This is a genomic window from Micromonospora sp. LZ34, from assembly GCF_052981855.1.
The window spans coordinates 127,808-147,411 of record NZ_JBRIQN010000005.1; the positions used below are offsets into that span (position 1 = coordinate 127,808).

Here is a 19,604-nt window from a genome sequence, read left to right on the forward strand (position 1 = left end):
GCGAGCCGTGACGCCGGCCGCCGCGCGACACGCCGGCCGCCGGCTCAGTCCGGCGGCAGCAGCAGCCCGACCAGCTCGACGTGCTGGGTCATCGGGAACAGGTCGAAGCCGCGCAGCGTGGCCAGCCGCCAGCCGAGCCCGGCGAAGGTGCGCACGTCGCGGGCGAACGCCGCCGGATCGCAGGCCACGTAGGCCACGGCGCGCGGACCGGCGGCGGCCAGCTCGCGCACCACCCGGCCGCCGGCGCCGGAGCGGGGCGGGTCGAGCACCACCACGTCGACCGGGCCGGTGATCCGGCGCCGGGCCAGCGCGGTCTCCACCCGGGCCGCCACCACCTCGACCTGACGCAGGTCGCGCAGGTTCTCCCGGGCCGCGGCGACCCCCTGCCCGGCCGACTCGACCAGGGTGACCCGCCCGCCGGGGCCGACCCGGTCGGCCAGCGCCGCGGCGAACAGCCCGGCCCCGCCGTAGAGGTCCCAGGCCGACTCCCCCGGCTGCGGCCGCACCGCCGCCAGCATCGCGCCGACCAGGGCGTCCGCCGCAGCCGGGTGCACCTGCCAGAAAGCGGACGCGGGCAGCGTCCAGTCCCGGCCGGCGGCCACCTCGCGCACCGCGGCCGGCCCGCTGACCGGCGTGGCGACGCCCTCGGCGACGGTCGAGACGGTGACGTCGCCACCGGTGGAGGCGACCGTGTCGACCGCGTCGGCCGTCGGCCAGCGGGCCCCGCTGGGGGCGAGCACCGGCAGCTCCTGGATCGCCGGGTGGGCGATCAGGCAGCGGTCGATCGGCACCACCTCGTGCGAGCGGTGCTTGAGCAGGCCGGCCCGACCGGCCGCGTCGACCGCGTAGCGGACCCGGGACCGCCAGCCCAGCGGGCCGCCGGGCAGCGCCTCGACCCGCACGCCCAACCGGTCCAGCTCGTCCGGGGTCAACCCACCGAGGCGGGTGAGCTGCTCGCGCACCACCGCGGCCTTCCACTCCAACTGGGCCGCGGGGGCGACGTGCTGCAGGTCGCAGCCGCCGCAGCGGCCCGGCTTCGCGTACGGGCAGGGTGGCTCGACGCGCTCCGGCGCGGCCGCCAGCACGGTCACCGCGTCGGCCCGGACGAAGCCCTTGTGCACCTCGGTGACCTCGACGACCACCCGCTCGCCGGGCAGCGCGTGCCGGACGAAGACCACCTGGCCGTCCACCCGGGCCACGCAGTGCCCGCCGGGGGCGACCGCCCCCACGGTCAGCTCGACCCGCTCGGCCTCCTCCAGGCCCCGCCCCGGCTCAGTCACGACCGGTCCCGGCGGGGCGGCCGCTCTCGCCCGGCTCCTCGGCGGTCAGCGGCGGCACGGCCGGCGGCAGGGTGCTGCGCGGCACCACCCGGGGGCCGCGGGCCGGGCCGAGGCTGAGCGTGGCGTCCAGCCGCGCCAGGTTCTTGTTGGCGGTCGACTCGAGCTGCCACGGCACGCTGGTCACCATCACGCCCGGCTCGAAGAGCAGCCGGCCCTTGAGCCGCAGCGCGCTCTGGTTGTGCAGCAGGTTCTCCCACCAGCGGCCCACCACGTACTCGGGGATGAAGACGGTGACCACGTCGCGCGGGGACTCCCGGCGGACGTTGGCCACGAAGTCGATGATCGGCCGGGTGATCTCCCGGTACGGCGAGTCGATCACCGTCAGCGGCACCGGCAGCTCCCGCCGCTCCCACTCGTCCTGCAGGTCTCGGGTGTCCTTGTCGTCGACGTTGACGGTCACCGCGGTCAGCGTGTCCGGCCGGGTGGCCCGGGCGTACGCGATGGCCCGCAGCGTCGGCTGGTGCACCTTGCTGACCAGCACGACGGCGTGGTTGCGGGCGGGCAGCACGGCGCGGCCGGCGTCCGGCGGGGTCAGCTCCGCCGCGACCCGGTCGTAGTGCTGCCGGATGCCCAGCATCACCAGGTAGATCACCCCCATCGCGGCGATCGCGATCCAGGCGCCGAGCAGGAACTTGGTGACCAGGACGACGACCAGCACGGCGCCGGTCATGACCATGCCGAAGGTGTTGATCGCCCGGGACCGGACCATCCGCCGGCGCGCCTGCGGGTCCCGCTCGGTCTTGAGGTGCCGGTTCCAGTGCCGGATCATGCCAGCCTGGGAGAGGGTGAACGAGACGAACACCCCGACGATGTAGAGCTGGATGAGCTTGGTCACCTCGGCCTGGAAGCCGACGATCAGCACGATCGCGAAGACGGCCAGGAAGACGATGCCGTTGGAGAGGGCCAGCCGGTCGCCCCGGGTGTGCAGCTGGCGGGGCAGGTAGCGGTCCTGGGCGAGGATCGAGCCGAGCACCGGGAAGCCGTTGAACGCGGTGTTCGCCGCCAGGAAGAGAATCAACGCGGTCGCCCCGGCGACCACGTAGAGCAGCACCGAGCCGGAGCCGAAGACCGTCTCGCCGAGCTGGGTGGTGACGGTCTTCTGCACGTACCCCTCGGGGCCGGAGACGATCTGCAGGGCCGGGTCCTCGACGAACTGCAGCCCGGTGAGCCGGGACAGCCAGATGATGCCGATCAGCATGCTCACCGCGATGGTGCCGAGCATCAGCAGCGTGGTGGCCGCGTTGCGGCTCTTCGGCGCCTTGAACGCGGGCACCCCGTTGGAGATCGCCTCCACGCCGGTGAGCGCCGCGCAGCCCGAGGAGAAGGTGCGCAGCAGCAGGAAGACCAGGGCGAAACCGGTCACGCTGTGCTCGGCCTGGATCACCAGGTCGGCGCTGGGGGCCCGCAGCTCGTCGCCGAGCACGAAGATCCGGATCAGGCCGGTGAGCAGCATCCCGCCGATCACGATCACGAAGCCGTAGGTGGGGATCGCGAAGGCCGTCCCCGACTCGCGCAGGCCGCGCAGGTTCATCGCGGTGAGCAGCACCACCGCGACCACCGCGATGCCGACCTTGTGGGTGGCCACGAAGGGCACCACCGAACCGAGGTTGGCCACCCCGGAGGAGACCGACACCGCGACCGTCAGCACGTAGTCGACGAGCAGCGCGCTGGCCACCGCCACCCCGGCACGCGGCCCGAGGTTGACCGTGGCCACCTCGTAGTCGCCGCCGCCGGAGGGGTAGGCGTGCACGTTCTGCCGGTAGCTGGCCACCACGGTGAGCATGACCACCACGACGGCGAGGGCGATCCACGGCGAGAAGAGAAACGCGGAGGCACCCGCGATGGACAGGGTCAGCAGGATCTCGTCGGGCGCGTACGCGACGCTGGAGAGCGCGTCGGAGGCGAAGACGGGCAGCGCGATGCGCTTCGGCAGGAGGGTGTGCTGGAGCCGGTCGGACCGGAAGGGTCGACCGAGGAGCAGCCGCTTCAGCAGCGAGGTGGGACTGGCCACAACCGCCAAGAGTACGACCCGCCGCGCGGACCCGTTGGGGTGGTCGATCACGCCGGCCGCGCGCGGGCGGAGTACCGTCGGTCCCCGCCCGTGCCGGGAACGTGGCAGGCTCGCAGACGACACGCCCGGTCGGCGGGGCGGGCTGGCAGCTTGGGAGGGCAGCGTGCACGTCGTGATCATGGGATGTGGCCGGGTCGGCTCGACCCTCGCCCACAGCCTGGAGTCCCGGGGGCACTCGGTGGCGGTCATCGACCAGGACGCCGACGCCTTCCGCCGGCTCGGCCCGGACTTCGCCGGCATCACCGTCACCGGGGCCGGTTTCGACGGCGAGGTGCTCCGCCAGGCCGGCATCGAGCGGGCGGACGCCTTCGCGGCGGTCTCCAGCGGCGACAACTCCAACATCATCTCGGCCCGGCTGGCCCGGGAGACGTTCGGGGTGTCCCGGGTCGCCGCCCGGATCTACGACCAGCGCCGGGCGCAGGTCTACGAGCGGCTGGGCATCCCCACCGTGGCCACCGTCCGGTGGACCGCCGACCGGATGCTGCGGCACCTGGTGCCGGAGGGGAACGTGGAGATCTTCCGCGACCCAACCAGCACGGTGTCGATCGTCGAGGTGCCGGTGCACAAGGAGTGGATCGGCCGGCCGGTGCGCGCCCTGGAGAACGCGACCGGGGCCCGGGTGGCGTACCTGACCCGCTTCGGCATCGGCACGCTCCCCACCACGTCCAGCGCCGTCCAGGAGGGTGACCAGGTCTTCATGCTGGTCACCGACGACATCGCGGCCACGGTCACGTCGGTGGCGGCGGCGCCGCCGGAAGGAGTGCACTGAGCATGCGGATCGCCATCGCCGGCGCCGGCAACGTGGGGCGCTCGATCGCCCAGGAGCTGATCGACAACGGCCACCAGGTGATGCTCATCGAGCGCCAGCCCAAGATGCTCCGGCCCGACCGGGTGCCCGCCGCCGAGTGGGTGCTGGCCGACGCGTGCGAGCTGACCAGCCTGGAGGAGGCCAACGTCGCCGGCTGCGACGTGGTCGTCGCGGCCACTGGCGACGACAAGGTCAACCTGGTGGTGTCGCTGCTGGCCAAGACCGAGTTCGCGGTGCCCCGGGTGGTCGCCCGGGTGAACCGGGCCGAGAACGAGTGGCTCTTCACCGAGCAGTGGGGCGTGGACGTCGCGGTGAGCAAGCCCCGGGTGATGGCCGCCCTGGTGGAGGAGGCGGTGACGGTCGGCGACCTGGTCCGGCTGATGACCTTCCGGCAGGGCGAGGCGAACCTGGTGGAGATCACCCTGCCGCCGACCGCCCCGTACGTCGGCCAGCCGCTGCACGCGGTGCCGCTGCCGCGCGACTCCGCGCTGGTGGCGATCCTGCGCGGCAAGCGGGTGCTGGTGCCCAGCCCGGACGACCCGCTGGAGGCCGGCGACGAGCTGATCTTCGTCTGCACCGCCGAGGTGGAGGACGCCGTCCGCGCCGTGATGCTCGGGCCGGACAGCGTGGAGCGGACCCGCGAGCGGCGCTGACCCGCCCCGGTGGCTCAGCCGCCGCTCAGCGGGGCCGGGCGGGTCTCCCGGGTCACCCGGCGGACCGTCCAGACGGTGATCAACAGCAGCAGCGCGTACGGCGGGTAGCCCAGCGCCAGCCGGGCCACGCCGAGCGCGGTGTCCTGCTGGGCGAGGTAGAGCCCGGCCTGCACGCCGACCTTGGCCAGCCAGACCACGCCCCAGAGCACCGTCAGCCCGGTGAACGTCTTCACCAGGCGCGGGTCGTCGCGCCACTCGGAGCGCCCCTTGGCCACCAGCACCGACCAGATCCACCCCACCAGGGGCTGCCGGATCGCCGCCGAGAGCAGCAGCGCCACCCCGTAGCCGATGCCGTAGAGGATGCCGGGGAGGTAGAAGTCCCGCTCGTCGCCGGTGCGCCAGGCGATCGCCGCGCCGACGGCGATGCCGAAGAGCCCGTTGACCGCGTGCCGGACGGGCCGGCGCTGGGTCAGCCGCAGCCCGGCGATCCCCAGTGCCACGGCCACCGAGGCGATCACCGCGGGGCGCAGCTCGCCGACGATGTTGGCGACCACGAAGACGAACACCGGAATGCTCGACTCCACCAGCCCACGCCAGCCGCCGAGCTGGTCGGCCATCTGTTCGGCGATGGTGGGCAGCCGCTCCTCCTCCGGCCCGGTCTCCGGCTGCGCCGCCCGGTCCTGTCCGGTGGTCACTTCGGCGACTCCAGCTCGTAGTACGGGTTGTAGATGACCTTGCGGTCGTCCCGGACGGCCACCCGCCCGCGCGCGGTGAGGTGCCGCCCGGGCTCGATACCGGCGATGTGCCGCTGCCCCAGCCAGACCAGGGTCACCACGTCACTGCCGTCGTAGAGGTCCGCCTCAAGGGTGGGCAGGTTGGTGCGGGGGGTGTAGACCACGGTGCGCAGCCGCCCCGAGACCGACACCACCTGACCCCGGCAGCACTGCCGGGCCGGCACGCCGCCGTGCTCGGCGCTCTCCTTCTGCAGCTCGAGCGCCTCGATCTCGGCCTCGCTGGCCGTGAGCCGGCGCAGCATCCGCCGCAGCGATCCCCGGTCCTCGTCGGTCGTCATGACCTCCGCGTCACCCTTCCCACGCCGGCCGGCCCGCGCCGGCACTGCCCGAGCCCGGCGTCACCGGGACCGTTCCGCCAGCGTACGCCGAGCGGGCCGGCCCCGGCGGGCCGGTGGACCCGCGGTCAGGCCTCGCGGGGGCCGGGGGCGGGACGGCCGCCGGCCGCCGCACCGGCCGCGTCGGCCGCCTCGGCGGCGGGACCGGCCTGGTCGGCGACCTCGCGGGGCAGCCGCAGCGGCAGCGGCTCGCGCACCGGCTTCGCCTCGTGACCCCGGTCGACCACCAGCCCGTCGAGGCACTGGGCCAGCGGACCGGCGGCGGCCGGGTCGGTGGCCGCACTGCCCTGGTAGACGCCGCGGACCATCCAGCGCGGCCCGTCGATGCCGACGAACCGCAGGTCGGTCAGGCCGTCCGGGGTGCGCACCCGGGCGCGCAGCTCGGTGCCGTACTCCCCCTCGACCTCCTGGGCGGCGGCGCCGTCGTTGAACAGCGACTGGCGGATCTCCTCGCGCACCTCGTCCCAGATGCCCTCGGAGCGGGGGGCGGCGAAGACGCCGAGCTGGAGCGCGTTCTCGCCGTGCACGAGCACCACCTGCTGGATCACGCCCTGCGGGTCGGCCTGCACCCGCACCTCCACCTCGGGCACCGCCGGGATCTGCAGGCTGCCCAGGTCGAGCCGCTGCACGCCGGCAGGCGCCTCGCTGACGTCGTACGGGCCGCGTGCCGGGGTTGCCGGGGTTTGCTCCTCGTCGTAGCTGTCGAGGACCTCGGTGGTCCGCTCGTCGCGGCCGCGCCGCCCGGCGTCGGCCCGCTTACGGGAGAAGATCACTGCGCCAACCCTCCGCTGTTCGCACTCACCCTGCCACCTCTTCCGTCCGTCCGCCCGCCCGGTCCGCGCGCGGCGGGGGCGGCACCAGCCCGGCATGCCCGCCGGTGGAGCCGTGCCCGCCGGTGCCGCGCCGGGACGCGGGCAGCTCGACCACCGGCTGGAAGACCGCCTGTTCCACCCGCTGGATGACGAGCTGGGCGATCCGGTCGCCACGGGAGATCTTCGCCGGCACGTCCCGATCATGGTTGATCAGGTTGACCAGGATCTCACCCCGGTAGCCGGCGTCGACCGTACCGGGCGCGTTGAGCACGGTCACGCCGAGCCTGGCCGCCAGCCCCGACCGGGGGTGGACCAGGCCCACGTACCCCTCGGGCAGGGCGATGGCCACGCCGGTCGGGACCAGTGCCCGACCGCCGGGTGGCAGTTCGACGTCGGCGGCGGCCACCAGGTCGGCCCCGGCGTCACCGGGATGGGCGTACGCCGGCAGCGGCAGCTCGGGGTCGAGCTGCCGTACGGGCACGGGTACGACGTCGGTCACGGTTCCCCTCTTCCGTCCGGTTTCACTGGGGTGACCCTGCCATCCTGCCGGGTACCCGGGCCGTTGTGCGCCGTACCCTCGGACTGTGAGCCTGTCGCCATCCTCGCCGTCGCCGACATCGCCCGTCGCGGCGCCCACGGAGCACTCCGAACGGCTCGACCTGCCCTGGTGGCTCTGGCTGGCCGGGCTGGCCGCGGCCGCCCTGCTCGCCACCGAGATCTGGATGGGCTACTCCGGGGTCCGCGCGTGGCTGCCGTTCGCGGTGCTGCTGCCGGCGACCGTGCTCGGCCTGGCCTGGCTCGGCCGGGTCCGGGTGGCGGTACGCGACGGTGAGCTGCGGGTGGACGACGCCCGGCTGCCGGTGCGGTTCGTGGCCGACGCGATCCCGCTGGACGCCGCCGGACGGCGCGAGGTGCTCGGGGTCGGCGCGGATCCGCTGGCGTTCGTGGTGCAGCGGCCGTGGATCGGCGGCGCGGTGCAGGTGGTGCTGGACGACCCGGCCGACCCGACGCCCTTCTGGGTGGTGAGCACCCGGCGCCCGGTCGAGCTGGCCGAGGCGATCCTGGCCGCCCGCGACGCCGGCTGAGCCGGCTGCTCGCCCGGGGTGCGGCCCGCGCTCAGGGCCGGGTGGGCCCGCCGGACAGCTCGGGCGGGGTCCCCGGCAGCGCACGGCGCTTGCGGTGCAGGTCGGCCCGGACCTGGTCGGCCAGCCCCCGGGTGGCCCGCCGGTTGAGGTAGCTGGCGACCGCCGCCCCGGTGAGGAACGGCCCGAGCGTGGTGAGGTTGCGCCCGAAGCGCCGCAGCAGGGTGTCCCGCAGTTCCCGGCGGGCCGCGGTGCCGAGCACCGCGCCCACCCCGGCGCCGGGGAGCAGCGGGTTGATCCCGCGCTGGCTGGCCCAGGAGTGCACCAGGGCGACCGAGCGCGGGGTGCCGCGGACGGGCAGCGGGACACCGTAGACCTCGTGCAGCTCGCCGACCAGCTTCAACTCGATCGCCACCACGGCGACCGTCTCGGCGGCCAGCAGCACCGGCGCGGAGAGCAGAGTGGGCGTGATCGCCCACTCCACCGCGGCGACGCCGCCGCCGGCAGCGCCCACCCCGGCCGTCGCCCGGGCGGCGTTGCGGACCAGCCGGTCGGCCAGGGCGTCGTCGTCCAGCCCGGGGAAGTGCCGGCGCAGCGTGGCCAGGTCGCGGACCGGCACGTGCGGCGCGATCTCGGCGACCGTGTCGACCATCCAGCGGACGGCGGCCCGGGGTTTGAACAGGTCGCCGAGCCCGCGGGCCCGGGCCTGCCCGACGAGCCGGGTCAGCAGTTGCCGGCGCCGGGCCGGCTCGATGTCGTCGGCGGTGAGCGCGGCGACGGTCGCCCCCAGCTCGTCCGCGCCCCGCTCGCCCACGCCCGGCTCGCCCACGCCGCGCTCGCTCATCGAACCGACCTCCCGGTGGATCGTCAGCCGCCGTGCCGGCTACCCGTCACGAGTCAAGCAGCTCCCCCGGCGCGCCGCACGGTGACTCGGACAGCGGCGGCCCCACGAGGGAGCCGCCGCCGGTGGAGCCTGCCGCGATCAGACGCACTCGCGGCAGATCAGCTCGCCGTTACGCTCGACCGCCAGCTGGCTGCGGTGGTGCACCAGGAAGCAGCGGGCGCAGCGGAACTCGTCCTGCTGCATCGGCAGAACCTTGACCGTGAGCTCCTCGTCGGCCAGGTCGGCGCCGGGCAGCTCGAAGCTCTCGGCCACCTCGGCCTCGTCGACGTCCACGGCGCCCGACTGTGAGTCGACGCGCCGTGCCTTGAGCTCTTCCAGGCTGTCCTCGCCGAGGTCGACCTCGTCGCGACGCGGGGCGTCGTAGTCGGTGGCCATCGGTTTCACTCTCCCATGTCGATGTTGTCGCTTCCGGTTGTAACGCCGGACGACGCTGTTTCGGTTCCGCTGGCCGGCCACCACTTGTGTCGGTCACCCGACCCGGCGACCGCACGGGCCGGAGCCGCCAGAGGAACTCCCCCCAGCGAGCGCGGAACCTTACCCCCCCTTTGGGCGAGGCATGTATACCGCCCTCGTGGCTGAGATGTACGCCCCCGCACGCGAAGTTGTTCCCAATGTGACTCAGGCGACACGAAGATAGGGGTAGTAGTACCGCGTTCCCGGATGGCGCGCCGGCATGTCCGGCTGTTTCCACGCGACGGCCGGACAACCGTTAACCTCAGCGGCGTACTCGACGGCCGGCGGGGCCGGCCCGACCGCCGGCGGCCGCCGCCACCCACCACTGTCCGGGAGCGCCCTGATGAGCTTTGCGCGAGTGCGAGCACTCGTTGTCGTCGGCCTGCTGGCGGTGCTCGCCCTGGTCTTCGTGGTCGTCGCGCTGGTGCGCGACACCCAGGGCACCGCCGGCACCGCCGAGGGATGCCCGGAGGGCTGGCCGTTGGCCGACGTGGCCCTGCGCGAGCCCAAGGACGTCAAGATCAACGTGCTGAACGGCACCGACCAGCCCGGCCTCGCCGGCAACGTCGCGGACGACTTCCGCAACCGCAAGTTCCAGGTCAAGAAGGAAGCCAACGCGCCCAAGCAGATCGACGACGTGGCGGTGCTGCGCTACGGCCCGAAGGGCGTCGGCTCGGCCCACCTGCTGCGAGCGTACTTCCTCAACAACGCCGGGTACGAGTACGACGCGAAGCGCGCCGACGACGTCGTCGACGTGGTGCTGGGCAACTCCTTCCAGCAGTTGGCCACCACCACCGAGGTCAACCAGTCGCTGGGCGACCTGGGCTCGCCGGTCGCGCCGCACGGCTCCTGCCCGGCGCCGGTCGAGAAGTGACACCGCCCGGGGCGGCGGTCCCCCCGCCCCGCCCGGCCGCCGGTCACGCTGTCGTACGGCCGGTCAGGGGCCGCCGGAGGCGTCCAGGTCGGCCAGGCGGGCGTGCAGCGGCTCGAACAGCGCCGGCGGCGCGGCGATGACCATGTCCGGGCCGGCCGGCAGCCCGCCCAGCCCGCCGACCCGCAGGCCGGCCTCGGTGGCCACCAGGGCGCCGGCGGCCTGGTCCCAGGCGGCCAGCCCCTTCTCGTAGTACGCGTCCACCCGCCCCTCGGCGGCCAGGCAGAGGTCGAGGGCGGCGGCGCCCAGCCGGCGGATGTCCCGGACGTGCGGGATCAACTCGGCGATCACCCGGGCCTGGTGCGCCCGGCGCTTCGGGTCGTAGCCGAACCCGGTGGCCACCAGTGCCTGGCCGAGGTCGGTCTCGGTCGAGCAGCGCAGCCGCTCGCCGTCGCGCCAGGCCCCGCCGCCGGCGGTGGCGGTCCACTCCTCGCCGGTGCTGACGTTGCGCACCACGCCGGCGAGCACCTCGCCGTCCACCTCGGCGGCGAGCGAGACGGCGCAGTGCGGCAGCCCGTAGAGGTAGTTGACCGTGCCGTCGATCGGGTCGAGGATCCACCGGACGCCGCCCGGGCCGACCGGCCCGCCGGCACCCGCGCCGTACTCCTCGCCGAGCACCGCGTCGGCCGGGCGCAGCCGGTGCAGCGCGTCCACGACCTGCCGCTCCACCGCCCGGTCCGCGGCGGTCACCACGTCGGTGGCGGTGCTCTTGGTGGCCGCCACCGACACGCCCTCTGCCCGCATCCGGTACGCCGTCGCGGCCGCGTCCCGGGCCACCCCGACCGCGATCTCCAGCAGTTCCCGCGGCGCCGGCGCCGTCCGGTCCATCGTCCGTCCCCTTCCCGCACGACCGGGGTGTTCCGGATCCTGCGCGGGTATCATCCTTACAAAGTCCACATCTGCGTCGAATCGGCGGTCCCCACCGCGGGTACGCCGTGCGGCGCAGGATGTTCGCCGCAGACGGCGTTACAATTCACCCCTGCCCACGCGCCACGGACCGCCAGCGACCGGCCGGCCCGGGACACGGGGGTTCCTCAACCACATCGTCCGGCACGGTGCACCGCTCTGCGCCAGACGACCCGGCCGTGCTCGCTCTTCGCCTCCGGAAGGTCATTCGTGACAGAACCCCGCCAGACCGGCGCCGACGTTCGCTCGCTCACCGACACCCTGATCGCCCACGCGCAGAGCGCCGGCGGCCAGCTCACGTCGGCCCAGCTCGCGCGCACCGTCGAGTCCGCCGAGGTGACTCCGGCCCAGGCCAAGAAGATCCTGCGGGCGCTCTCCGAGGCGGGAGTGACCGTGGTGGTGGACGGCTCGGCCAGCACCCGCCGCCGGGTGGCCGCCGCCCGCTCGGCCACGCCGGCGTCCCGGGCCACCACCGCCAAGACCACCAAGAAGGCCGCCGCGCCCGCCCCGAAGCAGGCGCCCGCCGCCGACGAGGCCCCCGCGCCCGCCCCGCGCAAGGCGACCGCGCGCAAGGCCGCGGGCACCACCGCCGAGGTGGCCGCCAAGGCCGCCGCGCCGGCGAAGGCGACCAAGTCCACCCGGGCCACCAAGGCCACGGTCGCCGCGGCGGCCGGCGCCAAGCCGGCCAAGGCCGCCGGCAAGGCCAAGGGCGAGGGCGGTGACATCGACCCGGAGGAGCTCGCCGCCGAGATCGAGGACGTGGTGGTCGAGGAGCCGGCCGAGCTGACCCAGGCCGCCGAGGCCGACGCGGCCAACTCCGCCAGCGACAACGACTTCGAGTGGGACGACGAGGAGTCCGAGGCGCTCAAGCAGGCCCGCCGGGACGCCGAGCTGACCGCCTCCGCGGACTCCGTCCGGGCGTACCTCAAGCAGATCGGCAAGGTCCCGCTGCTCAACGCGGAGCAGGAGGTGGAGCTGGCCAAGCGGATCGAGGCCGGGCTCTACGCCGCCGAGCGGCTGCGCGCGGCCGAGGAGGGCGAGGAGAAGCTCACCCGCGACATGCAGCGGGACCTGCTCTGGATCTCCCGCGACGGTGAGCGCGCCAAGAACCACCTGCTCGAGGCCAACCTCCGCCTGGTCGTCTCGCTGGCGAAGCGCTACACCGGCCGCGGCATGGCCTTCCTCGACCTGATCCAGGAGGGCAACCTCGGCCTGATCCGCGCGGTCGAGAAGTTCGACTACACCAAGGGCTACAAGTTCTCCACCTACGCCACCTGGTGGATCCGCCAGGCCATCACCCGCGCCATGGCCGACCAGGCCCGCACCATCCGCATCCCGGTGCACATGGTCGAGGTGATCAACAAGCTCGGCCGGATCCAGCGCGAGCTGCTCCAGGACCTGGGCCGCGAGCCCACCCCGGAGGAGCTGGCCAAGGAGATGGACATCACACCGGAGAAGGTGCTGGAGATCCAGCAGTACGCCCGGGAGCCCATCTCGCTCGACCAGACCATCGGTGACGAGGGCGACAGCCAGCTCGGCGACTTCATCGAGGACTCGGAGGCCGTGGTCGCGGTCGACGCCGTCTCGTTCTCGCTGCTGCAGGACCAGCTCCAGCAGGTGCTGCAGACGTTGTCCGAGCGTGAGGCGGGTGTGGTACGCCTGCGCTTCGGCCTCACCGACGGCCAGCCCCGCACCCTGGACGAGATCGGCCAGGTCTACGGTGTGACCCGGGAGCGGATCCGGCAGATCGAGTCCAAGACGATGTCGAAGCTGCGCCACCCGTCGCGTTCCCAGGTGCTCCGCGACTACCTCGACTGATCCGCGATCGTCAACCCGGCGTGTCGTTTTGGCCACTTGGCGTGCAACGTCGGATGGTGATCGTTCGGTTGCACGATTGTGATCGTTGACGTGGCACCCTGGGTGCACGGCACACTGTCCCTGCCATGTGTGACCTCGGTCCCCCGCGGGCACACAGGGAAGGCAAGGCCCCGCAAGGGTGTTGCACGATAGGTGAGCAACGACCGAAGAGATTGTTCATCGGTGACGACCAGAGGAGGAAGGCGATGACCCCGACCCTCACGCCGCCGCCCGAGACGGTGAGCCCCCCGGCCGCCGATGAACGGTGCGACCGCTGCAATGCTGCCGGCAAGCTCCGGATCACTCTGGCGGGTGGGAGCGAGCTGGTGTTCTGTGGGCACCACGCGAACAAGTACGCGGAGGATCTCGTGAAGATCACCGTTCGGTTCGCGACGGACCCGGAGTTCAGCTGGCGTGGCGCCGATCTGATGGCGAACTGAGTCCGCAACCCGACATAGCCGGCCGGAGGCACCCAGTGGGTGCCTCCGGCCGGCTTTTCGCTGTCCGCACCCGGCCGGCACGACCCGCCGGGCCGTGACCGCCGGATCGCACCCGCCCACCCGCGTGACCAACGGGCCCGCACCGCCCACACGGCACCCCCACCCAACCGGTGGATCCAAGATCGTCTGATGCCGGGCCAGGTGTGGTCGGTTTCTGCCCTGCTCGGCACCCGGGGTGAGCCGCAGGAGCGCAGGACCCCAGGCTCGGCCCCGGCAGGGACCGGGGCCGTCAGAGAGTCTGCACGGTGGCGATGCGTTCCTCGAGCTGTTCGATGGTGGCCTGGGCGCTGGGCGGGCCGCCGCAGAGCCGGCGCAGCTCGGCGTGGATCTTGCCGTGCGGCTGGCCGGTACGGTGGTGCCGGGCGGCCACCAGGGCGTTCAGCTGCCGGCGCAGCGCCACCCGGCGCTGCGCCGCACTCATCGGCACCGGTGGCGCGGCAGACGCCTCAGCGGCCGGCTGAGCGCTCCGTTCGGCCGCCCGGCGGCGCTGGGCCGCGAGTTGCTCGGCCTGCCGCTTGGTGAGCAGCAGGGCCACCTGGTCGGCGGTGAGCAGCCCGGGCAGGCCCAGATACTCCTCCTCCTCCGGGGTGCCGGCCTGGGCCGCCGTGCCGAACGAGGCGCCGTCGAAGATCACCTGGTCCAGCTCGGCGGTGGCGGAGAGCGCCGCGAACCGCTTCTCCAGCTCACCGCTGGCCTGCTCGTCGCGCTGGGCGCGCTCCAGCAGGTCGTCGTCGAAGCCCTCGCGGTCCTTGGGCTTGCCGAGCACGTGGTCCCGCTCGGCCTCCATCTCGCTGGCCAGCCCGAGCAGGTGCGGCACGCTCGGCAGGAAGACCGAGGCGGTCTCGCCGGGCCGGCGGGCCCGGACGAACCGGCCGATCGCCTGGGCGAAGTAGAGCGGAGTGCTGGCACTGGTGGCATAGACCCCGACCGCCAGCCGGGGGATGTCCACCCCCTCGGACACCATCCGCACCGCCACCATCCAGCGCTGCTCGGACGCCGCGAAGCTGGCGATCCGCGCGGAGGCCCCGACGTCGTCGGAAAGCACCACGGCCGCCTTCTCGCCGGTCACCTGCTCGATCAGCTTGGCGTACGCGCGGGCGGTCTGCTGGTCGCTGGCGATGACCAGGCCGGCGGCGTCGCTCATCCCGCCGTCGCGCAGCACGGTCAACCGGGCGTCGGCGGCGCGCAGCACCTGCGGCATCCAGTCCCCCGCCGGGTCCAGCGCGGTACGCCAGGCCTGCGCGATCAGATCCTGGGTCATCGGCTCGCCGAGCCGGGCGGCCAGTTCCTCACCGGCGTTGGTGCGCCACCGCGTCTCCCCCGAGTACGCCAGGAAGAGCACCGGCCGGACCACGCCGTCGCGCAGCGCGTCCGCGTAGCCGTAGACCGAGTCGGCGCGCGAGCGGAGCAGGCCATCGTCGCCCCGCTCGTAGCTGACGAACGGGATCGGGTTGTCGTCGGAGCGGAACGGGGTGCCGGTGAGCATCAACCGGCGGACCGCCGGCTCGAAGGCCGCCTTCACCCCGTCGCCCCAGGACCGGGAGTCGCCGGCGTGGTGGATCTCGTCGAGGATGACCAGGGTGCGCCGGGTCATGGTGCGCCGCCGGTGCACCTGCGGCGCCATGCCGACCTGCGCGTAGGTGACCACGGCGCCGTGGAAGTCGGCCGAGGAGTGCAGGTCGGCGTTGCGGAACGCGGCGTCGAGCTGGATGCCGACCCGGGCCGCCGAGGCGGCCCACTGGGTCTTCAGGTGCTCGGTGGGGGCGACCACGGTGACCGCCTCGACGGTGCCGTCGGCGAGCAGCTCGGCGGCGATCCGCAGGGCGAAGGTGGTCTTACCGGCGCCGGGCGTGGCGACCGCGGTGAAGTCCGGTGTCCGGCGACGCAGGTACTCCACCAACGCCTTGCGCTGCCAGGCGCGTAGTGCCGGAAACGTCTCGATCGCCGGCAACCGGGAAGCCACCCGAGCGCTCCTCTCCGACCGCGCGTAGGCGGACCCCGGCCGAGGGCCAACGGGTTCCGCCGCCCATGAAAACGCCTCCGCGCAGGACCTGCCGCGAAGGCCGACTCAGCATAACCAGCGGCGGCCACCGGGCGCAGCGGACGCCACGCTGGTCACCCCGGTCACACCAGGACCGCCGCCACCACCCGCGCCACCGGCCCCCGCCGGGTGACGTCAGAGACCCGGGCCGCCGGTACGCGGCGGCCGCAGCGTCGCCACCGGGGCCGACCAGCGCCGCCGCAGCGCCACCAGGCGGATCCCGAACACCAGTAACGCCGCCGCGGTCAGCGGGACCGGGCCGGTGTGATTCAGGCCGGACAGTACCGCCACCACGACCGACCCGACGAACGCGGCGACCGCGTAGATCTCCCGCCGCAGCACCACCGGGATCTCGGCGGTGAGCAGGTCCCGGCCGAGGCCACCGCCGATCGCGGTGAGCATGCCGATCACGCAGGCGCCGACCGCGGGCACCTGGGCGTCGAGGGCTTTCAGCGTGCCGGTGACCGTGAACAGACCGAGGCCGGCGGCGTCCAGCACCAGCACGGTGGTACGCAGCCGGGCGAGTTGGGGATGCAGCCAGAACACGGCGGCGGCGGTGACCGCCGCGGTCACCGCGTAGCGCCAGTCGGCGAAGGCCAGCGGCGGAACCTCGTCGATGACCAGGTCGCGGAAGATGCCGCCGCCGAGCGCGGCGACGAAGCCGACGAAGACCACGCCGAAGAGGTCGAGCCGCTTGGCCACCGCCGCAGAGGCCCCGGAGGCGGCGAAGACGGCCACCCCGGTCAGATCGGCGAAGAGCAGCGCGGTGGAGGTGGTCACCGCCGCAGGTTACGTGGGCGGCCGGGCGGGCCGCCCCGGATCAGTCGCCCCAGGAGTCGAAGATCTCCTTGCACTTCGGGCAGACCGGCGAACCCGGCTTGGCCGCCTTGGTCACCGGAAAGGTCTCCCCGCAGAGCGCCACGACGAAAGTGCCCATGACAGCGCTTTCGGCGATCTTGTCCTTCCGGACGTAGTGGAACATCTCGGGACCGGTGTCGGCGTCCTTCAGCTCCGGACGCTCGAGAACCTCTGTGCTCACTTTTCCACCTCCAACCGTCAAGTCTGGCAGGTCACCGCGGCCCGGTCCACTTCAGGCCGGCCCGGCCGGAGCCCGTACCGTGACCGCCGTGACCAACTTCCACATCCGTTACGGCACCGAGGTGGCCGACGCGCTGCGCGACGGCCGTCCCGTCGTCGCCCTGGAGAGCACCATCGTCTCGCACGGGCTGCCCCGCCCGGAGAACCTGCGGGTGGCCCGGCAGATCGAGCAGGCGGTCCGGGACGCCGGGGCGGTGCCGGCCACCATCGGCATGGTCGGCGGTCGCCTCGTGGTGGGCCTCGACGACGCCGAGCTGACCCGGCTCGCCACCGCCGACGGCGTGACCAAGCTCTCCGTCCGCGATCTGGCGGTGGCCGCCGCCACCGGCGCGGACGGCGCCACCACCGTGGCCGCGACCAGCGCGGTGGCCGCCGCGGCCGGCATCGGGGTGTTCGCCACCGGCGGCCTCGGCGGGGTGCACCGGGAGGCGGCCCAGACCTTCGACGAGTCGGCCGACCTGGTCACCCTGGCCCGGACCCCGATCGCGGTGGTCTGCGCCGGGGTCAAGTCGATCCTCGACGTGGGCGCCACCCTGGAGCGGCTGGAGACCCTCGGGGTCGGCGTGGTCGGCTACCGCACCCGGCGGTTCCCCGGCTTCTTCGTCACCGACGGCGGCTTCGACCTGGACTGGTCGGTGGAGAGCCCGGAGCGGGTGGCGGACGTGCTCGCCGCCCGCGAGCAGCACGGGGTGCACCGCGGCGGCCTGATCGTGGCCAACCCGCTGCCCACCGACGAGCAGCTCGACCCCGACCTGCACGACCGCACCCTCGCCGAGGGGCTGGCCCGGCTGGAGCGCGACGGGGTGACCGGCAAGGCGGTGACCCCGTACCTGCTGGCGCACTTCCACTCCGCCACGGACGGGGCGAGCCTGGCGGTGAACGTCCGGATCATCCTGCGCAACGCCGACCTCGCCGCCCGGATCGCGGTCGCCGCGGCCGCCCGCCGCGCCGCCGCATGACCACAGGCCGCGTCCTCGTCGTCGGTGACCTGATCACCGACGTGGTGGCGGTGCTGGCCGGACCGCCGGCCACCGGTTCCGACACCCCGGCGGCGATCCGGTTCAGCGGCGGCGGGCAGGCCGCGAACACCGCGGCCTGGCTCGCCGCCCAGGGCGTGCCGGTGACGCTGGTCGGCGCGGTCGGCGACGACAGCCAGGGGCGCGACCGGGTGGCCGAGCTGGCCCGCGCCGGGGTCGACTGCGCGGTGACCCGGCACCCGGACCAGGCCACCGGCACGGTGATCGTGCTCGCCACCGACGACGAGCGGACGATGATCACCGAGCGGGGGGCGAACCTGCGGCTGACCCCGGAGCACGTCGAGGCGGCGCTGGCCGCCGCGCCGGACGCGAGGCACCTGCACCTGTCCGGGTACCCGCTGCTGGACCCGGCGTCCCGCCCGGCCGGGCTGCGCGCGCTGGCCGCCGCGCGCGAGCGCGGGCTCACCACCAGCGTCGACGCGGCCTCCGCGGCCCCGCTGCGGCGGGTCGGCGCGGCGGCCTTCCTGGCCTGGGTACGCGACGTCGACCTGTTGCTGGTCAACGCGGACGAGGCGACCGTGCTGGCCGGCGGGCTCGACCCGGCGGCCCAGGGGCGGGCGCTGACGGCCTCGGCCCGCCGGGTGGTGGTGAAGCGGGGCGCCGCCGGCGCGGTCTGGGTGGACCGGGCCGGGGCGGTGGCGGTGGCACCGGCCCGCCGGGTGGCGGTGGTGGACGTCACCGGCGCCGGGGACGCGTTCGCGGCCGGGTTGCTCTCCGCCTGGCTGGCCGGGGCGACGCCGGCGGCGGCGTTGGCCCGGGCCGGCGACCTCGGTGCGTCGGCGGTCTCCCAGGTCGGCGCCCGACCCGCGGGCTGAGCGGCCGGCCGGAACCTGACGTCGCCGCCGGGACCGGGCGGCCGGGAGACCGCGGCTGGGCGGCCGGGGATGTCCCGGCCGGTCCGGTCAGGGCTCGGCGTCGATGACCTTGTGCGGCCGCTCCTCGGCGGTGAGGCTCATCGGCGGCGTCTCGTCCCGGTGCCGCTCCTGGAACCGGCTCATCAGCCGGTGCTCGTCCTTGGGCGGCCGGTCGTTGGCCAGCAGCACGGCCAGCCACGGGATGAGCACCATGCCCAGGCCGACCATCGGCAGCCAGAGCCAGAGCAGCGGAGCCTGCGCGCCGACCAGGACCGCACCGACGATCACGCAGGCCACCCGGATGCCCATCATCAGCACGTACCGCTTCTGCCGGCTGGTGAGCTGGTCGTCCTGACTGCGCGAGGCGTCGGTGATCAGGATCGGCTGGTACGCCTGACGCTTCACCGCGGACCTCCTCGAGGGGATTACGCCCCATCCTGTCACTCCGAGCCCGTGATCAGCGAGAATCGTGGCAAGGAACATCGTGTTACGTCCGTGGTACGCTCGCCGCGTGGGCAGCAGGTTCAGCTTCACCGACGAGGCGTTGGCCAACCTGAGGGTCTACGACGTCACGCCGGGGGAAGTCTGGGAGGCGCTGCACAGCAGCCGGCGGGTCATCCGCCACCTGGGCGACGACGTGATGGTCGTCTACGCCGCCGCCCGCCGGGGGCGTCGACTGGCCGTACTGCTCGCCGAGGCCGACGGCACCGACAACGACTGGGACATCCTCTCCGCCCGGGAGCTGAGCGACGTCGAGGCCAAGCGCTACGACGAGGCCGTGCGGAGGTCCCACCGACGAGGAGGCGGTGACGATGCACCGTAACGACGCGACCAAGCAGTTCCACAGCGGCGGTGACCGGCTCGCGGAGCTGATCGACGAGAGCCCGCCGGTGGAGCTGCCCACCCCCGACACCGACACGCCGATGGTGAGCCGCTCGGTCCGGCTGCCGCTGGAGACGTACGAGCGGGTGCGGGCTGCCGCCGACGCCCGGGGCATCGGGGTCACCACGCTGATGCGGCAGTGGATCGAGGCCGGGCTGGCCGACCTCGACGACTCGACCACCGTCTCGCTCGCCGACGTGCGCCGGGCGCTGGCCGCGCTGGCCCACCCGACGGCCGCCTGAGCCG

The 19,604-nt window shown here is 73.9% G+C and carries 23 protein-coding genes; 10 read left to right on the forward strand and 13 right to left on the reverse strand.

Annotation, left to right across the window (positions count from 1 at the left end):
* Positions 1-44: 44 nt before the first annotated feature.
* The gene (locus ACVCAH_RS08270) at positions 45-1,280 is read right to left on the reverse strand and encodes a class I SAM-dependent RNA methyltransferase (RefSeq protein ID WP_447135455.1); all 1,236 of its coding nucleotides are present in this window, start codon (positions 1,278-1,280) and stop codon (positions 45-47) included.
* The gene (locus ACVCAH_RS08275; RefSeq protein ID WP_447135456.1) at positions 1,273-3,351 is read right to left on the reverse strand and encodes an APC family permease; all 2,079 of its coding nucleotides are present in this window, start codon (positions 3,349-3,351) and stop codon (positions 1,273-1,275) included. Before ACVCAH_RS08275 ends, ACVCAH_RS08270 begins: the two co-directional genes overlap by 8 nt.
* A gap of 163 nt (positions 3,352-3,514) precedes the next feature.
* On the opposite strand from ACVCAH_RS08275, the gene ACVCAH_RS08280 reads away from it, so the two are divergent.
* Positions 3,515-4,180, forward strand: coding sequence for a potassium channel family protein (locus ACVCAH_RS08280; RefSeq protein ID WP_447135457.1), 666 nt, complete (start codon positions 3,515-3,517; stop codon positions 4,178-4,180).
* Positions 4,181-4,182: 2 nt separating this feature from the next.
* Positions 4,183-4,872, forward strand: a complete 690-nt coding sequence (locus ACVCAH_RS08285) for a potassium channel family protein (RefSeq protein ID WP_447135458.1) — start codon at positions 4,183-4,185, stop codon at positions 4,870-4,872.
* Positions 4,873-4,886: 14 nt separating this feature from the next.
* On the opposite strand, the gene ACVCAH_RS08290 is transcribed toward ACVCAH_RS08285, so the two are convergent.
* The 4 genes from ACVCAH_RS08290 to dut form a co-directional block, all read right to left on the reverse strand.
* Positions 4,887-5,567, reverse strand: coding sequence for a DUF3159 domain-containing protein (locus ACVCAH_RS08290; RefSeq protein ID WP_447135459.1), 681 nt, complete (start codon positions 5,565-5,567; stop codon positions 4,887-4,889).
* Positions 5,564-5,944, reverse strand: coding sequence for an OB-fold nucleic acid binding domain-containing protein (locus ACVCAH_RS08295; protein WP_447135460.1), 381 nt, complete (start codon positions 5,942-5,944; stop codon positions 5,564-5,566). The genes ACVCAH_RS08290 and ACVCAH_RS08295 overlap by 4 nt, the downstream gene beginning before the upstream one ends.
* A 125-nt stretch (positions 5,945-6,069) precedes the next feature.
* Positions 6,070-6,774 (reverse strand): DUF3710 domain-containing protein, encoded by a 705-nt coding sequence (locus tag ACVCAH_RS08300; RefSeq protein ID WP_447135461.1) that lies wholly within the window; start codon positions 6,772-6,774, stop codon positions 6,070-6,072.
* Positions 6,775-6,799: 25 nt separating this feature from the next.
* The gene (dut, locus tag ACVCAH_RS08305; RefSeq protein ID WP_447135462.1) at positions 6,800-7,312 is read right to left on the reverse strand and encodes a dUTP diphosphatase; all 513 of its coding nucleotides are present in this window, start codon (positions 7,310-7,312) and stop codon (positions 6,800-6,802) included.
* Between the two features lie 91 nt (positions 7,313-7,403).
* Here dut and ACVCAH_RS08310 point away from each other — a divergent pair, with 91 nt between their 5' ends.
* Complete coding sequence (locus ACVCAH_RS08310) at positions 7,404-7,898, forward strand: DUF3093 domain-containing protein (protein ID WP_447135609.1); 495 nt, start codon at positions 7,404-7,406, stop codon at positions 7,896-7,898.
* Positions 7,899-7,929: 31 nt separating this feature from the next.
* Here ACVCAH_RS08310 and ACVCAH_RS08315 read toward each other — a convergent pair whose 3' ends face one another.
* Together ACVCAH_RS08315 and ACVCAH_RS08320 are read right to left on the reverse strand one after the other, a co-directional pair.
* Complete coding sequence (locus tag ACVCAH_RS08315; RefSeq protein ID WP_447135463.1) at positions 7,930-8,739, reverse strand: hypothetical protein; 810 nt, start codon at positions 8,737-8,739, stop codon at positions 7,930-7,932.
* 138 nt (positions 8,740-8,877) lie between these two features.
* Positions 8,878-9,174 carry a DUF4193 domain-containing protein gene (locus ACVCAH_RS08320; protein ID WP_007075406.1) on the reverse strand — a complete coding sequence of 99 codons (297 nt, stop codon included), beginning with the start codon at positions 9,172-9,174 and terminating at the stop codon, positions 8,878-8,880.
* Between the two features lie 436 nt (positions 9,175-9,610).
* On the opposite strand from ACVCAH_RS08320, the gene ACVCAH_RS08325 reads away from it, so the two are divergent.
* Positions 9,611-10,126, forward strand: a complete 516-nt coding sequence (locus ACVCAH_RS08325; RefSeq protein ID WP_447135610.1) for a LytR C-terminal domain-containing protein — start codon at positions 9,611-9,613, stop codon at positions 10,124-10,126.
* A gap of 63 nt (positions 10,127-10,189) precedes the next feature.
* On the opposite strand, the gene ACVCAH_RS08330 is transcribed toward ACVCAH_RS08325, so the two are convergent.
* Positions 10,190-11,011, reverse strand: a complete 822-nt coding sequence (locus ACVCAH_RS08330; protein ID WP_447135464.1) for an inositol monophosphatase family protein — start codon at positions 11,009-11,011, stop codon at positions 10,190-10,192.
* Between the two features lie 288 nt (positions 11,012-11,299).
* Here ACVCAH_RS08330 and ACVCAH_RS08335 point away from each other — a divergent pair, with 288 nt between their 5' ends.
* Both ACVCAH_RS08335 and ACVCAH_RS08340 read left to right on the forward strand, forming a co-directional pair.
* Complete coding sequence (locus tag ACVCAH_RS08335; protein ID WP_447135465.1) at positions 11,300-12,907, forward strand: RNA polymerase sigma factor; 1,608 nt, start codon at positions 11,300-11,302, stop codon at positions 12,905-12,907.
* 245 nt (positions 12,908-13,152) lie between these two features.
* Positions 13,153-13,386: a DUF7455 domain-containing protein gene (locus tag ACVCAH_RS08340; RefSeq protein ID WP_091672175.1), complete on the forward strand. Its 234-nt coding sequence runs from the start codon at positions 13,153-13,155 to the stop codon at positions 13,384-13,386.
* Between the two features lie 289 nt (positions 13,387-13,675).
* Here the strand turns inward: ACVCAH_RS08340 and ACVCAH_RS08345 are convergent, their stop codons facing one another.
* The 3 genes from ACVCAH_RS08345 to ACVCAH_RS08355 all read right to left on the reverse strand — a co-directional run bounded on the left by ACVCAH_RS08345 (position 13,676) and on the right by ACVCAH_RS08355 (position 16,526).
* Positions 13,676-15,409: a DEAD/DEAH box helicase gene (locus ACVCAH_RS08345; protein WP_447135466.1), complete on the reverse strand. Its 1,734-nt coding sequence runs from the start codon at positions 15,407-15,409 to the stop codon at positions 13,676-13,678.
* Positions 15,410-15,622: 213 nt separating this feature from the next.
* Positions 15,623-16,267, reverse strand: coding sequence for a trimeric intracellular cation channel family protein (locus ACVCAH_RS08350; RefSeq protein ID WP_447135467.1), 645 nt, complete (start codon positions 16,265-16,267; stop codon positions 15,623-15,625).
* Positions 16,268-16,307: 40 nt separating this feature from the next.
* Positions 16,308-16,526 (reverse strand): DUF3039 domain-containing protein, encoded by a 219-nt coding sequence (locus tag ACVCAH_RS08355; RefSeq protein ID WP_447135468.1) that lies wholly within the window; start codon positions 16,524-16,526, stop codon positions 16,308-16,310.
* An 88-nt stretch (positions 16,527-16,614) separates the two neighbouring features.
* On the opposite strand from ACVCAH_RS08355, the gene ACVCAH_RS08360 reads away from it, so the two are divergent.
* A complete protein-coding gene (locus ACVCAH_RS08360) occupies positions 16,615-17,544 on the forward strand; it encodes a pseudouridine-5'-phosphate glycosidase (protein ID WP_447135469.1) in 930 nt (309 codons plus the stop codon).
* Positions 17,541-18,437: a carbohydrate kinase family protein gene (locus ACVCAH_RS08365; RefSeq protein WP_447135470.1), complete on the forward strand. Its 897-nt coding sequence runs from the start codon at positions 17,541-17,543 to the stop codon at positions 18,435-18,437. Before ACVCAH_RS08360 ends, ACVCAH_RS08365 begins: the two co-directional genes overlap by 4 nt.
* 87 nt (positions 18,438-18,524) lie before the next feature.
* Here ACVCAH_RS08365 and ACVCAH_RS08370 read toward each other — a convergent pair whose 3' ends face one another.
* Entirely contained in the window at positions 18,525-18,881 is a 357-nt protein-coding gene (locus ACVCAH_RS08370; RefSeq protein ID WP_447135471.1) for a DUF3099 domain-containing protein, read from the reverse strand.
* A gap of 106 nt (positions 18,882-18,987) precedes the next feature.
* On the opposite strand from ACVCAH_RS08370, the gene ACVCAH_RS08375 reads away from it, so the two are divergent.
* Together ACVCAH_RS08375 and ACVCAH_RS08380 are read left to right on the forward strand one after the other, a co-directional pair.
* Entirely contained in the window at positions 18,988-19,299 is a 312-nt protein-coding gene (locus ACVCAH_RS08375; RefSeq protein WP_172899378.1) for a hypothetical protein, read from the forward strand.
* Positions 19,289-19,600, forward strand: coding sequence for a hypothetical protein (locus tag ACVCAH_RS08380; RefSeq protein WP_447135611.1), 312 nt, complete (start codon positions 19,289-19,291; stop codon positions 19,598-19,600). Before ACVCAH_RS08375 ends, ACVCAH_RS08380 begins: the two co-directional genes overlap by 11 nt.
* Positions 19,601-19,604: the final 4 nt, after the last annotated feature.

Excerpts from the sequence above, each read along its gene's own strand:
- ACVCAH_RS08285 (WP_447135458.1), top strand. The coding sequence starts at position 4,183 with ATGCGGATCGCCATCGCCGGCGCCGGCAACGTGGGGCGCTCGATCGCC.
- ACVCAH_RS08295 (WP_447135460.1), bottom strand. The coding sequence starts at position 5,944 with ATGACGACCGACGAGGACCGGGGATCGCTGCGGCGGATGCTGCGCCGG.
- ACVCAH_RS08315 (WP_447135463.1), bottom strand. The coding sequence starts at position 8,739 with ATGAGCGAGCGCGGCGTGGGCGAGCCGGGCGTGGGCGAGCGGGGCGCG.
- ACVCAH_RS08320 (WP_007075406.1), bottom strand. The coding sequence starts at position 9,174 with ATGGCCACCGACTACGACGCCCCGCGTCGCGACGAGGTCGACCTCGGC.
- ACVCAH_RS08330 (WP_447135464.1), bottom strand. The coding sequence starts at position 11,011 with ATGGACCGGACGGCGCCGGCGCCGCGGGAACTGCTGGAGATCGCGGTC.
- ACVCAH_RS08340 (WP_091672175.1), top strand. The coding sequence starts at position 13,153 with ATGACCCCGACCCTCACGCCGCCGCCCGAGACGGTGAGCCCCCCGGCC.
- ACVCAH_RS08365 (WP_447135470.1), top strand. The coding sequence starts at position 17,541 with ATGACCACAGGCCGCGTCCTCGTCGTCGGTGACCTGATCACCGACGTG.
- ACVCAH_RS08380 (WP_447135611.1), top strand. The coding sequence starts at position 19,289 with ATGCACCGTAACGACGCGACCAAGCAGTTCCACAGCGGCGGTGACCGG.